This is a genomic window from Streptomyces tubercidicus (assembly GCF_027497495.1).
GTDB lineage: Bacteria > Actinomycetota > Actinomycetes > Streptomycetales > Streptomycetaceae > Streptomyces > Streptomyces tubercidicus.
Window position 1 is genome coordinate 3560598 of the sequence record NZ_CP114205.1, and the last position, 12197, is coordinate 3572794.

Genomic DNA, 12197 nt, shown 5'->3' on the forward strand with positions numbered 1-12197 from the left:
GTCAGGGGCGGGGGCGTGGCCGGCTGACGGGCCCCACGTCAGGGGCGGCCGTCACGCAGCGGCGAGGGCTGGAGCCGCGGCGGCCTTTTCGACCGGGGCCGCGCGCTTTTCGTTCCGCCGGAGGACGTAGAGAAGTGCCGGGTGCGTGGCACCGAAGGCCGGCACGAAGCGGTTGAGGCCCATGAGCTGCCCAATTCCCAGGTGGAACAGGGTCATTGAGCCGAGATACGCCGTGGCCGCGGGCTTGGGCAGCACGAAAACCAGCGGGAAGCCGACCTCGGCGGCAACCGTCGTCCAGGTCACCAGCTTTCCCAGCACCGGGTACGTGTGCACGAGCGGGAAGACACGCGGGTCCCCGTAGTTCTGCGTGCGGATGACTCCGCTGAACGCCTCCCCGCTGAGCCACACCGGGGACACCAGCTTGACCACGCCGGAGGCGACGTACGCGAGGGTCGTCTCCAGAGCCAGAGCGCGCATGGCCAGGTCACGGGCCTTCTCGTCGTCCTTGAGGGTCCCGGTCGAGGCGAGCACCACGTTGACCACCTGCTGCAGCTGGTCGGCGCCGTCCCTGCCGAAGGGGGTGTACTCCCGGCCGGCCACGCCCGTCGCCGCCAGCACCGCGCTGCCCACCGCACGGACCCCGCGCCGGTGCGCCCAGATCAGCGTGGCAGCGGAAGCACCGGCCTGCACTCCGTACAGGGCGACCGCTGCCTTCTTGGAGCTGAGGGCCCGGGTCAGCCGCGGAAAGCGCTTGGCGAACCGGGGGCGGGTGCTCGCCAGCTGGCCGCTCAGCAGCTCACCGTCCTCGAACGTGCGATGCCGGCTCAGCATTTCCAGTGCGGAGACCAGCGTGCCCAGCGAAGCCACTCGGCGTGCCGTGACCTCGGGAGGAGCGCTGAGAAACATGGGTGAGTGCTCCCTGTGAGTGGAGTGGAAGAGAGGGGCGTCAAAGGGCGGGGGCGCGGCACATATGCGGTACATGTGTGATACATGTATTGGCGCGCACCGCGCCCCGTCCTCATTGATCAGTCGGCCGGACGGCTCAGCCGATGATGTCCGTGGTCGCGTTGTGCACCAGGACCATGGTCGGGGTCGCGTCGGCACCGATACGCCCCGGCTCCACGTCGACCAGCTCGGCGTTGGCGAAGTCAGCCAGCTCAGACATTGCTGTCCTCTTTCTCTCGGTTTCTCTCGGTTCTCACCGTGAACACTCCGGCCATTCGGCAGGAGGGCACGGACTCACGCGGTGGTGGAACTGCCGAGTGAGTGCGCGGCTTCCGGCCGAGAGGCCCACAAAAAACTGCTAGGCGGCTATCGGAAAGGTCTGTGGACGGGGCGTGCCGGCGGTCGGCAGCGGAAATTCCCCGGAGACGAAGAACGGCTCGATCCGCCGGTCCTCCGGGGCGGCGAGGTAGGAGTGCATCAGCAGGAACTGGCTGTGCGAGGCGCCTTCGGTGTGCGGCAGGTGGTGCTGGATATAGCGGGAGAGCAGCAGGTATCCGGGCGACCGGACCACGGGGCCCATCTCCGATCCGGCGGCCGCCAGGCGGACGCGGATGCCCTGGATGGCGTCGATCAGGGCCTTGGGGGAACGGTTGCGGGCGTTCCAGACGAGGGCGTACCAGGGCCTGTCGCGGGTGACCGGGATGTCCTTCCACTCACCGGGCTTGCCGTCCGTGAGATCCCGGTAGAGCAAATGGCTGTCCTTGACTCCCGGATTCGGCCCGAAGAAGCGCCAGTTGGGGGTCGGTATCCGCAGCTTCCCGCACCACAGGAGACTGTCGAAGCGCGTATCGGGCAGCTGCGCCGCAGCCGTCACGATGAGCCAGGCGGTGAGTGAGGCCGTGACCGCGACCGACTTCACGCGTTCGGTGTTCACGCTCAGGTTCACATCAACTCCTGTTCGCGCCCGCGGCGGTCGTGGCGGCGGGGCGGTCCCCGGCGGACTGCCGCCGTTCCGATCCGGTCCGCTCGGCCGGGGGTTCGCCGGCGATCACCTCTGCCACCATCTGGGCGTACGCCTGGACGGTGAGCAGCGACTCGTGATCGGCGCCGTCGATGATGAGGTGCCGGGAACTCTTCGACAGGGCGGCCATCTTGGCCTGAACCGCGTGGTGCACGGCGTTGTCCCCGTGGTTGTTCTCCGCGGTGATCACGCTCAGCGGGACGTCCAGGGCGGTGAGGGCCGGATAGGTCATCGCGTCCCGGTAGTCCCGGTAGGCCATCGCCCAGGTGCGGGGCTCCGCCAGGAACGCCGTGACACTCCGGTTGATGTCCGGGCGGTAGGTCTTGTTCTTGTTCAGGGCGGGACGGAAGGCCGACAGGCCGGCCAGGGCGTAGGCCCGCTCCATGAGCATCGAGTGCCGGGACCAGCGGTCGACCTCGCTGCGCCGGGAATTGCGCAGCTGGGCCACGTCGGTGGCGTCGGCCATGACCACCGCGCTCACGCCCTCCGCCGCGCCGGGATGGAGCGACGCATAGGCGGCGACGAAGTATCCGCCGAGGGAGTGGCCGGCCAGCACCAGCGGAAGGCCGGCGGTGTACGTCTCGCGCAATTCCCGCAACAGCGCGAAGTGCCGCTCCAGACCGTAATGCGTGGTCGGCGTGCTGAGCCCGTAGCCGGGAGCGTTGAACCGCACATATCCCATATCCGCGGGAAGCGCGCCACAGACCCAGTCCCAGTATTCGTGCGGCATCCCCATACCGTTATCGAGCAGGACGACTCGCCGGGCCCGAGGAGGAATATCGACGGTCACCTCGATACGGCTGCCATCCGGCCGCTCGTGCAGCATGAAGCGGCGCGCACGTTCACGCCTGCCGGTGCGTCGCATTACTGCGCCGGACAGCAGACTTGCGCCGGCCAGTCCGGAAATTCCTACGGCAAAATGGCGCTCCAAAGACGCCATATTCCCTCCACCGTGATTCGACGTGGCTGTTGGCCGGGAATCTAACACGCGATGCCGGACTCAATTAATGAGTTAGTTGAGCCTCCGGCCGGGGCGAGGATACCCCTGGGGCATCGGAACACGGCCGATCGCACTCCGGCCGTACTTCCGGAGTTCTATGAACATCTCGCCTATCGTGGCCTTCAGCGTGGCGTTTTCTTTGACCAGTTCCGCTATCCGCGACGCGCTCTCGGAGTCCCTGCCGCCCTCACCGGCCAGACCACTACGGCCTCCCTCGATGAACTGTCGACGCCAGTTGGATACGGACTGTTCGGAGACCGCTGCCTCCCGCGCGGCTTCCGCTGCGGTCAGTTCGCCGGACACCACTCTGAGCACGAGGGCGAATTTCTCGTCGGTCGGCAATATCGGAGGACGTCCCACGGCAACCCTCTTCCGTCATCTGCGATGCGGGCCCCAGCCCGGCCGCTCGGGCCTTTGACATCGTTGTCATCCACACAGCCGGTTATGTCGGCCCTAGAATTGCCGCCCATAGCCAATGCCTTCGACCCCGCATTGCACCCGAGCCTCCTCCCGTTATCCCCACTGTCGATCCAGTGGTGACGCCTCAATGGAGCGTCTGGGGGGATGCGTGCATTTGAGACAATATCAGGTGGCTGTGGCCTGTCAATGAATTCTCCGCGGCGCACTCCACGCCGCCGAGCGGGCCCTGGAAGAGAGTTGACGAATCATCTGATATCGCCTCCCCGCATTAGCCGGGCGCCCGTATTCGAATGGCGCGAGTGCGGGCGGTGCCAGGTGCCGATTCGCCCCGCCGGATTGCCCGGCGGGGCGCCCTGGGCGGTGTCTTTCCTAGAACCCGCGGGTGCGCTTGGCGGCGCGGCGGCCGCCGGCGGCCTCCTCGATACCGGGCGTACGCAGGAAGAGCCGGGCGACCTCGGCACCGAGGTTGACTCCCACGGCGATGGCGAGCGCCAGCGAGGCGGCCTGCACCAGCGAGGTGAGGCCCTCCGGCAGGTGGCCCTGGGCGAAGTTGAGCAGCCCGAAGTACGTGGCACTACCGGGCAGCAGCGGGCCGATGGCCGCGGTGACGTACGGCAGGGCCGACGCATAGCGGTAACGGGAGAGCAACTGGCCGAAGAGACCGACCAGTCCGGCCCCGATCGCGGTGGCGGGCACCGGGTTTATGCCGGCGACGTAGCGCAGGGCGCCGTAGACCACCCAGGCGACGCCGCCGTTCAGGGTCGCAAACGCCACGGTGTGACGTTCCTGCTGGAGCAGCACACAGAACGCCAGCGCCAGCAGCATGGACGCGGTGATCTGGACCACCGGCTCGTTGTACGCCCCCAGCGACTCCTCGGGGTTGAGCGTCCGGAGGCCGGGTTTCAGCTGGAGTCCGATGTAGAGCACGCTGAGGACGCCGACGACGATGCCGACGATGAGGTAGCCGACCTCCAGCAGACGGGCGGCGGCGGTGATGTAGTAGCCGGTCAGCCCGTCGTGGACACCGGCGACCAGCGCCCGCCCCGGGATCAGCGCGAACAGTCCACCGGTGATCACCGCGGACGCCTGCACATCGGCGTGCGCCAGAGCGAAAGCGAGCCCCACCGCGGCGGGCGGCATCGCGGCGACCACGAACTGGTAGAACTCCGGCAGCCCGCGCCCGGACGCGAGCCAGGCCAGCCGGTCGCCGAGCATCGAGCCCACCGCGGCCGCGACGAACACCAGCATCCCGCCGCCGACCAGCATCGATGCGGCACCGGACAGCAGCCCGGAGGCAACCGTCAGCGCCCAGCTCGGGTACGGGTGGCGGTTACGGCGGATCTCGGCGAGGCCGCGGTAGGCCTCTTCGAGAGTGATGCCTTCGGAGGCGATGTCGTCGACGAGCCGGAAGACCGCGGACAGCCGGGTGTAGTCGACGCCGCGGCGCCGTACCGTCCGGCTGGCCGTGACCGGGTCGTCGACCAGCGACGGCTGGTAGGAGATCGACAGCAGGGTGAAGGTGACGGTCGGCTCGACCCGCTCCAGCCCGTAGGCGTGCGCGACACCGAACATCGCGGCCTCGACGTCCTCGGCGCCCTCACCGCCGGCGAGCAGGATCTCGCCGATACGCAGCGTCAGGTCGAGTACGCGGGGGACGGCCGGGCCGGTCTCCTCGTCACCGCGGTCCGGGCGCTCTGGGACCGGGCGCTCGTGGACCGGCATCCGCAGCATGGTCCGCATCCGGTCCTGCCAAGGGGCTTCCTTGGTGAGGCTGACGGCGGGGATGCCGTGCGGCGGGGTGAAGGCGACGCTCAGCGCCGTCGCGCCGACGGGAGCGGGCAGCGGGGTCTGGCCGGTGGTACCGCTCGGCGTGGTGAACGCCGAGCCCTCCTGGTCGGCCGGCGACTCCGGGCGCAGGCCCGCGGGCAGCGCGAACTCGGAGGTGGGGTGCTCGTCCTCGGGAAGCGGCGGGTAGGGCACGCCCAAGGGCGGCGTGAAGGCGCTATGGGCCTCGTCCGACTGAGGCTTGCGGTCCTCGGGACCGGTCTGGTCCGAGGAACCGCTGCTGCCACTGCCGCTCGTGCCGCGCTGGCCGCGGTGTGGGTCCGACGCCACGGGTCTTCGCTCTCCTCGTTCGCCTCCTGACGGATGTCAAGGACACGATGCCTGATGGGGGCGGGAGGCGCGTGCTCGGGGGCGCCGTTTTCGGCTATCGGTTCGGTTGCGCCGATGAGGTGGTGGGGGTGCCGGTGGCCGGGTGGCTGTCCGTGGTGGTCAGCGCTTGGCGTGGCGGCCGCGGCGGGTGTCGGCGGCGGGGCTGTGGGGGCGGTCCACGGGCGGGGCGGGCTGCTCCTTCTTGGCCTTGCCGCGGGCGCGGAGGTACTCGATGGCGATCGGCACGACCGAGATCAGCACGATCGCGACCAGGATCATCTCGATGTTCTTGTGGACGAACTCGATCTTGCCCAGTGACGCCCCGAGGAGCGTGACCCCGGCGCCCCACAGGGCGCCGCCGATGAGGTTGAAGGTGATGAAGGAGCGGTAGTTCATCCGGCTCACACCGGCGATGATCGGCGTGAAAGTGCGCACGATCGGCACGAAGCGAGCCAGGATCAGCGACTTGGGGCCGTGCTTCTCGAAGAACTCATGCGCCTTCTCGACGTTCTCCTGCTTGAAGAGCCGGGAGTCGGGGCGCTTGAAGAGCGAGGGACCGACCTTGCGGCCGAAGAGATAGCCGGCCTGGTCGCCGAGGACCGCGGCCAGCACGATCAGCGAGCACACCAGCCACAGCGGCTTGTCGAGCTTGTCCGTCGTCACCAGCAGACCGGTGGTGAACAGCAGGGAGTCGCCCGGCAGGAAGAAGCCGATCAGCAGGCCGGACTCGGCGAAGACGATGACCAGGACGCCGATCAGGCCGAATGTCGCGATGAGATAGTCCGGGTCCAGCCACTGGGGGCCGAGCGCGAGAGTATTCACGGGGTGAAGGCTCCTGGGTCGAGGGCGCCGGATCGTGCGGTGCGAGGGGCGAAGCGACGGGATGAGGCGCGTGTGCGGCCCAAACTATCAACGCCGGGCGGCCCGCCTTGGTTCCAGGCGGGCCACAGCTCCTCCTCGCAGCTCCGCGCCACGCCCCCGCCACGCCCCCTCGCGACGGCCTCCTCCCCGACGGCCCCCGACCGCTGGCCGCCGCCGAGAGGCCGGGTGATGCTGGCCGTAAGGAGGTACGTGCCATGGGCATCGAGGAGTACGGCGGTGGGCAGCAGGCGCAGTCCGACGTCCTGGTGGTGACGACCAACGACGTCCCGGGGTTTCACGTGGAACGGGTGATCGGCGAGGTCTTCGGCCTGACGGTGCGCTCCCGGCACCTCGGCAGCCAGATCGGCGCGGGCCTGAAGTCGATGATCGGCGGCGAGCTGCGGGGCCTGACCAAGACCCTGGTGGAGACCCGTAACCAGGCGATGGAACGGCTGGTGGACCAGGCCCGCTCGCGCGGTGCGAACGCGGTGCTGATGTTCCGCTTCGATGTCACGGAGGCCGCTGACGTGGGCACCGAGGTGTGCGCCTACGGAACGGCCGTGGTGCTCTCCCCGCAGGGCTGAGCCCCGTCACGGGTTCTATACGGGCCCGGGCTCCATACGGGCACAGGCTCCGTACGGGCACGGTTCCGTACGGGCCGGGGGCGCGCTCCCCGGCCCGTACGGATCACTGGTGGCGAGCCGCGTTGGCCAGGATCGCGTCGCGCAGGTACACGGCGAGACCGGGCCGGATCGCCTCGTAGGTGGCGGTGAAGCGCTCGTCGGAGACGTACATCTCGCCGAGGCAGCTGTGCATCTCATAGGCGCAGTCGTAGTACGCACCGCAGATGAACTGCCGGTGCTCCTCGGCGACGTCCATGGGCGCCGCGGAGTCCGCGGGCACCCCCTGGGCGAGCAGGTCCGCCATCTTGCCGTGGACGGCGTCGAGCTCCGTCGTCAGCCGCTTCCAGTCCTCCTTGGTGTAGGCGGCCGTCCTGCGCACCGACTCCTTGTAGGCGTCGGTGTGGCCCCAGCGTTCCTCGACCTCCGCCGCGTGGTCGTCGGGGTCGAAGTCCCCGAAGACCTCGAACTTCTCTTCCGGTGTGAGCCGTACGTTCATCCTGCGTGCCTCCATTGCGTTCTCGACGGCGGCGGCCATCTTCTGGAGCTTGTCGATCCGTGCCGTCAGCAGGTCGTGCTGGCGCCGCAGATGCTGCTGCGGGTCGACATCCGGATCGTTCACAAGGGCCGCGACCTCATCGAGCGGAAATCCGAGCTCCCGGTAGAACAGGATCTGCTGCAGCCGGTCCAGGTCGTCGTCGCCGTAGCGCCGGTGACCTGCGTGGTTACGCTCGCCGGGCTGGAGCAGCCCGATCTCGTCGTAGTGGTGCAGGGTGCGCACCGTCACACCGGCGAAAGCCGCGACCTGTCCTACGGAATAACTCATATCCGCTCCCTTCTCGGTACGCGCTCCACGATGTGACCTCACGCCGCGTGAGGTGCAAGTCCGCATCCTGAAATCCCGGTGAGGCGGCGGATCGGCGGGTGAGATCCTGCCGCCCATGCTGGGGATAACGGATCTGCCGACGTATCTGGCGGGGCTCGCGCTGATCATTCTGCTGCCGGGTCCGAATTCGCTGTACGTCGTGTCGGTGGCGGCCCGCCGCGGTCCGCGGGTGGCGTACCGGGCGGCGGCCGGGGTGCTGTGCGGTGACACGGTGCTGATGACGCTGTCGGCGGGCGGTGTGGCCTCGCTGCTGCAGACCACCCCGGTGCTGTTCGCCGTGGTCAAGTTCGCCGGTGCGGGCTATCTGACGTGGCTGGCGGTGGGGATGCTGCGCGGCGCGTGGGCGCTGTGGCGCGGCCGGGAGGCCCGCCGGGCCGAGGAGCGGGGCGAGAGGGCGTCCGAGGCGCCGAAGGAGGCCGTGGAGCGGCCGTACCGCCGGGCGCTGGTGGTCAGTCTGCTCAACCCGAAGGCGATTCTGTTCTTCATCTCCTTCTTCGTGCAGTTCGTGGACCCGTCCTATGCCCATCCGGTGCTGTCGTTCCTGACGCTGGGCGCCTGGGCGCAGCTGTTCAGCTTCACGTATCTGTCGGTGCTGATCTTCAGCGGGACGTTTCTGGCGGCGACCTTCCGGCGCCGCAAGCGGCTGACCGCCGGGCTGTCCGCGGGCGCCGGTGCGGCGTTCCTCGGTTTCGCGGCGAAGCTGTCGCTGGCCAGTACGAGCTGACGGGAGCCCGGCGGCCGCAGCAGGTGCGGGCGGGTGGCGGTCCTTCGGGGCGGCCGCCCGCCCGTGGCGCTTCCACTGGGTGAACCCTGGAGGCTACCCACGCCTTATGCCCTTAATGTCGGGTTCGAGGAGGTGCGCCGATGCCCGTGCATGACGTCCATGTCGCCGTCATCTACTACTCGTCGACCGGCACGGTCGCCGAGCTCGCCCGGCTGATCGCGGACGCCGCCGAGCACGCCGGGGCCGACGTACGACTGCGCCGGGCCGCGGAACTCGCCCCGCAGACCGCGATCGACGCCAACCCGGCCTGGGCCGCCAACGCCGCGGCCACCGCCGACATCATGGAGGCCACCCACGAGGACGTCCTCTGGGCGGACGCGGTGATCTTCGGGAGCCCCACCCGCTTCGGCAATGTGACCTCGCAGCTCAAGCAGTACCTCGACACCCTGGGCGGCCTCTGGCAGCAGGGAAAACTGGCCGACAAGGTCTACAGCGGCTTCACCGCGAGCGCCACCAAGCACGGCGGCCAGGAATCCACCCTGCTGGCGCTCTACCACACCATCCACCACTTCGGCGGCATCCTCGTGACGCCGGGCTATACGGACCCGGCGAAGTTCGCCGACGGCAATCCCTACGGCACCTCCCATGTCGGCGGCCCCGATATCCCGCTCGACGACGAGGCGCGCACCGCCGCCCGTATCCAGGCGGAGCGCGTAGTGAAGTTCACCAAAGCCATCAAACACGGCCTTTCGCAAGGCAGTTGACGGGTAGGCGCGACAGATGACTCTGCACAAAGGCGCATCGCCATCCGACCGTAAGCAGTCCGGGCATCCGGTCAACCCCTTCTACGGCGAGGCCGATCCGATCGCCGGAATGGAGACCTCGCCACCACGGCACGCCCTGCCCGACGGCCCCCTCTCCCCGCACACCGCCTATCAGTTCGTGCACGACGAGCTGATGCTGGACGGCAACTCCCGGCTGAATCTGGCGACGTTCGTGACGACCTGGATGGAGCCCCAGGCCGCCGTGCTGATGGCGGAATGCCGGGACAAGAACATGATCGACAAGGACGAGTACCCGCGCACCGCCGAACTGGAGAAGCGCTGTGTGGCGATGCTCGCCGACCTGTGGCACGCCCCCGACCCGGCCGCCGCCGTGGGCTGCTCCACCACAGGGTCGAGCGAGGCGTGCATGCTCGCCGGGATGGCCCTCAAGCGCCGCTGGATGCAGAGAAACCAGGACCGGTATCCGGGAAAGGCCCGGCCGAACCTCATCATGGGCGCCAATGTCCAGGTCTGCTGGGAGAAGTTCTGCAACTTCTGGGAGGTCGAGGCCCGTACGGTCCCGATGGAGGGCGACCGCTTCCATCTGGACGCGCCCTCCGCCGCCGCACTGTGCGACGAGAACACCATCGGCGTGGTGGCGATCCTCGGCTCGACCTTCGACGGGTCGTACGAGCCGGTGGCCGAGATCTGCGCGGCGCTCGACGAGGTCCAGCGGCAGCACGGCTGGGACATCCCGGTCCATGTGGACGGCGCGTCCGGCGCCATGATCGCCCCGTTCCTCGACCCGGAGCTGGTCTGGGACTTCCGGCTCCCCCGGGTCGCCTCCATCAACACCTCGGGGCACAAATACGGCCTCGTCTACCCGGGCGTCGGCTGGGCGCTGTGGCGCGACACCGACGCACTACCGGAGGAGCTGGTCTTCCGGGTCAACTACCTGGGCGGCGATATGCCGACCTTCGCCCTCAACTTCTCCCGCCCCGGCGCACAGGTCGCCGCGCAGTACTACACCTTTCTGCGGCTCGGCCGGGCCGGCTTCCGCGCCGTACAGCAGGCCACCCGGGACGTGGCCCGCTCGATGGCCGAACGGATCGGCGCGCTGGACGACTTCACCCTGCTGACCCAGGGCGACCAGCTGCCGGTCTTCGCCTTCACCACCGCCGGCCATGTCACCGCCTTCGACGTCTTCGATGTCTCCCGGCGGCTGAAGGAGCGCGGCTGGCTGATCCCCGCCTACACCTTCCCGGAGAACCGCGAGGACCTCTCCGTCCTACGGGTGGTCTGCCGCAACGGCTTCTCCCTGGACCTCGCCGATCTGTTCCTCGCCGACCTGGAGGCACTGCTGCCCGAACTCCGGGACCAGCCCGGCCCGATGCAGCGCCCGGAGAGCGTCGCGACGGCCTTCCATCACTGACGGGGGGTCCCGTCCCCGCCGCCCGGCTCCGCCGCCCCACCCGTCGCGTACGGGTTCTCCTGCCCCTCCGCCAGTACGCCGACGAACGGCTCCCCCTCACCGACGAAGACATAGGCCCCGGCCTCGATCCGCTCGATCAGCCCCTGGGTCCAGGCGGCGCCGCTGTCCGCGGCATGCACCCACATATCCATGATCTCGCCGATGTGGCCGAGCTGTCCGGTCCCGCCCTTGGGGGTGTAGTAGCCGGTGACCGTGCCGCGCCACTCCTGGAGCCCGCGCACCCGCTCCTTGAGCAGCGCCACCGCCTCGGCCCGCGGCAGATCGACGACGAAGCCGATGCCCGCGCTGAGCACGTCGGCCTTCTCGTCGTACCGGGAGAGCGCGGCCCGCAGCAACGCGAAATACTCCGTCCCGCCCGCCGCGGTCAGCTCGTACTCGGTACGCGGCGGGCCGCCGACGGTGCTGGGCGCGATGTCATGGGCGCGCAGCAGCCCTTCCTTGGCCATCTGCTTGAGCGCGTGGTAGATCGAGCCGGGTTTGGCGTTGGACCACTCATGGGCGCCCCAGTACTCCAGGTCGTTGCGCACCTGATAGCCGTGCGCCCGGCCGTGCTGCCGCACGGCGCCCAGTACCAACAGCCGGATCGCCGACATCGTCTCCTCAATCCCTCGCGCGCCCCCTCCGCCAGCCTAGAGCGCGCAAGGAGAGGACCGGCCCTACCCCTGGGCCCGGCGCTCCTCGTCCACCAGCTCAAAGGCCGTCTTGCCGTCGAGGGACTCGCGGAGGATGTCGGCATGGCCGGCGTGCCGGGCGGTCTCCTCGACCAGATGCAGCAGCAGCCAGCGCATCGACTGCCGGGCCTGCGGCGGGTACCAGGGCGCCTCGGGCAGCGGGAAGGTGTCGTTCAGGCTGGGCACGGAGCGGATGAACTCCTCCGTCCGCTTCGCCACGCCGTCCCAGAACGCCAGCATCCCCGCCAGGGTCTCGTCCTCCCCCAGCTGGAAGCTCAGATGCCAGGTCTCCTGGGTCCGCGCGATGGAGTGCGGCAGCCCCTGCGCGGTCTCGACCCAGCCCTGCTCGGTCTCCGCGACATGCTTGACCAGTCCGGCCAGGGACAGCTCACTGGCGCTCGGCCGCTGGTTCGCCCGGTCATCGGTCAGTCCCAGGACCGCCCGGCGCAGCCCGCCGCGCTGGGCCTCCAGGAAGGCCAGCAGCGCCCCGGTCTCGTCGCCATGGGCCTCGGCAACAACGTGAGTGGGCATGGGCTCCGCCTTTCGTGACACCTTCGGCGGCCGGCCGTTCGCCGTCCCGCCTTCCGACAGCACTCAACGTAGGAGCCCTTGCGGTCAGCTACTGTCCGCAACTCGCGG

The 12197-nt window shown here is 69.2% G+C and carries 14 protein-coding genes; 4 read left to right on the forward strand and 10 right to left on the reverse strand.

What is annotated here, in order from left to right:
* Window positions 1–51 precede the first annotated feature (51 nt).
* The 7 genes from STRTU_RS15275 to STRTU_RS15305 form a co-directional block, all read right to left on the reverse strand.
* Window positions 52–906, reverse strand: a complete 855-nt coding sequence (locus STRTU_RS15275; protein WP_159744030.1) for a hypothetical protein — start codon at window positions 904–906, stop codon at window positions 52–54.
* Between the two features lie 136 nt (window positions 907–1042).
* Entirely contained in the window at window positions 1043–1165 is a 123-nt protein-coding gene (locus STRTU_RS15280; RefSeq protein ID WP_159744031.1) for a linaridin family RiPP, read from the reverse strand.
* A 138-nt stretch (window positions 1166–1303) separates the two neighbouring features.
* Window positions 1304–1891, reverse strand: a complete 588-nt coding sequence (locus tag STRTU_RS15285) for a hypothetical protein (RefSeq protein ID WP_167539154.1) — start codon at window positions 1889–1891, stop codon at window positions 1304–1306.
* Window position 1892: 1 nt separating this feature from the next.
* Window positions 1893–2792, reverse strand: a complete 900-nt coding sequence (locus tag STRTU_RS15290) for an alpha/beta fold hydrolase (RefSeq protein WP_246240559.1) — start codon at window positions 2790–2792, stop codon at window positions 1893–1895.
* 186 nt (window positions 2793–2978) lie between these two features.
* The gene (locus STRTU_RS15295) at window positions 2979–3308 is read right to left on the reverse strand and encodes a helix-turn-helix domain-containing protein (protein ID WP_246240562.1); all 330 of its coding nucleotides are present in this window, start codon (window positions 3306–3308) and stop codon (window positions 2979–2981) included.
* Between the two features lie 447 nt (window positions 3309–3755).
* Window positions 3756–5501, reverse strand: coding sequence for a threonine/serine exporter family protein (locus STRTU_RS15300; RefSeq protein WP_159744034.1), 1746 nt, complete (start codon window positions 5499–5501; stop codon window positions 3756–3758).
* 159 nt (window positions 5502–5660) lie between these two features.
* Window positions 5661–6362 (reverse strand): DedA family protein, encoded by a 702-nt coding sequence (locus tag STRTU_RS15305; protein ID WP_159744035.1) that lies wholly within the window; start codon window positions 6360–6362, stop codon window positions 5661–5663.
* A gap of 254 nt (window positions 6363–6616) precedes the next feature.
* Between STRTU_RS15305 and STRTU_RS15310 the strand changes: the two genes are divergently transcribed.
* Window positions 6617–6985: a YbjQ family protein gene (locus tag STRTU_RS15310; protein ID WP_159744036.1), complete on the forward strand. Its 369-nt coding sequence runs from the start codon at window positions 6617–6619 to the stop codon at window positions 6983–6985.
* Between the two features lie 103 nt (window positions 6986–7088).
* Here the strand turns inward: STRTU_RS15310 and STRTU_RS15315 are convergent, their stop codons facing one another.
* A complete protein-coding gene (locus STRTU_RS15315) occupies window positions 7089–7847 on the reverse strand; it encodes a MerR family transcriptional regulator (protein ID WP_159744037.1) in 759 nt (252 codons plus the stop codon).
* Window positions 7848–7962: 115 nt separating this feature from the next.
* On the opposite strand from STRTU_RS15315, the gene leuE reads away from it, so the two are divergent.
* The 3 genes from leuE (at window position 7963) to STRTU_RS15330 (ending at window position 10827) form a co-directional block, all read left to right on the forward strand.
* Entirely contained in the window at window positions 7963–8631 is a 669-nt protein-coding gene (gene leuE, locus STRTU_RS15320) for a leucine efflux protein LeuE (protein WP_159744038.1), read from the forward strand.
* 140 nt (window positions 8632–8771) lie between these two features.
* The gene (gene wrbA, locus STRTU_RS15325) at window positions 8772–9395 is read left to right on the forward strand and encodes an NAD(P)H:quinone oxidoreductase (protein ID WP_159744039.1); all 624 of its coding nucleotides are present in this window, start codon (window positions 8772–8774) and stop codon (window positions 9393–9395) included.
* A 16-nt stretch (window positions 9396–9411) separates the two neighbouring features.
* Entirely contained in the window at window positions 9412–10827 is a 1416-nt protein-coding gene (locus tag STRTU_RS15330) for a glutamate decarboxylase (protein WP_159744040.1), read from the forward strand.
* On the opposite strand, the gene STRTU_RS15335 is transcribed toward STRTU_RS15330, so the two are convergent.
* Window positions 10821–11480, reverse strand: a complete 660-nt coding sequence (locus STRTU_RS15335) for a PadR family transcriptional regulator (protein WP_159744041.1) — start codon at window positions 11478–11480, stop codon at window positions 10821–10823. The two genes, STRTU_RS15330 and STRTU_RS15335, sit on opposite strands and share 7 nt — an antisense overlap.
* A 63-nt stretch (window positions 11481–11543) precedes the next feature.
* Window positions 11544–12089, reverse strand: coding sequence for a DinB family protein (locus STRTU_RS15340; RefSeq protein ID WP_159744042.1), 546 nt, complete (start codon window positions 12087–12089; stop codon window positions 11544–11546).
* Window positions 12090–12197 lie beyond the last annotated feature (108 nt).

Excerpts from the sequence above, each read along its gene's own strand:
- STRTU_RS15275 (WP_159744030.1), bottom strand. The coding sequence starts at position 906 with ATGTTTCTCAGCGCTCCTCCCGAGGTCACGGCACGCCGAGTGGCTTCG.
- STRTU_RS15280 (WP_159744031.1), bottom strand. The coding sequence starts at position 1,165 with ATGTCTGAGCTGGCTGACTTCGCCAACGCCGAGCTGGTCGACGTGGAG.
- STRTU_RS15290 (WP_246240559.1), bottom strand. The coding sequence starts at position 2,792 with ATGCTGCACGAGCGGCCGGATGGCAGCCGTATCGAGGTGACCGTCGAT.
- STRTU_RS15310 (WP_159744036.1), top strand. The coding sequence starts at position 6,617 with ATGGGCATCGAGGAGTACGGCGGTGGGCAGCAGGCGCAGTCCGACGTC.
- STRTU_RS15315 (WP_159744037.1), bottom strand. The coding sequence starts at position 7,847 with ATGAGTTATTCCGTAGGACAGGTCGCGGCTTTCGCCGGTGTGACGGTG.
- leuE (WP_159744038.1), top strand. The coding sequence starts at position 7,963 with ATGCTGGGGATAACGGATCTGCCGACGTATCTGGCGGGGCTCGCGCTG.
- wrbA (WP_159744039.1), top strand. The coding sequence starts at position 8,772 with ATGCCCGTGCATGACGTCCATGTCGCCGTCATCTACTACTCGTCGACC.
- STRTU_RS15330 (WP_159744040.1), top strand. The coding sequence starts at position 9,412 with ATGACTCTGCACAAAGGCGCATCGCCATCCGACCGTAAGCAGTCCGGG.
- STRTU_RS15335 (WP_159744041.1), bottom strand. The coding sequence starts at position 11,480 with ATGTCGGCGATCCGGCTGTTGGTACTGGGCGCCGTGCGGCAGCACGGC.
- STRTU_RS15340 (WP_159744042.1), bottom strand. The coding sequence starts at position 12,089 with ATGCCCACTCACGTTGTTGCCGAGGCCCATGGCGACGAGACCGGGGCG.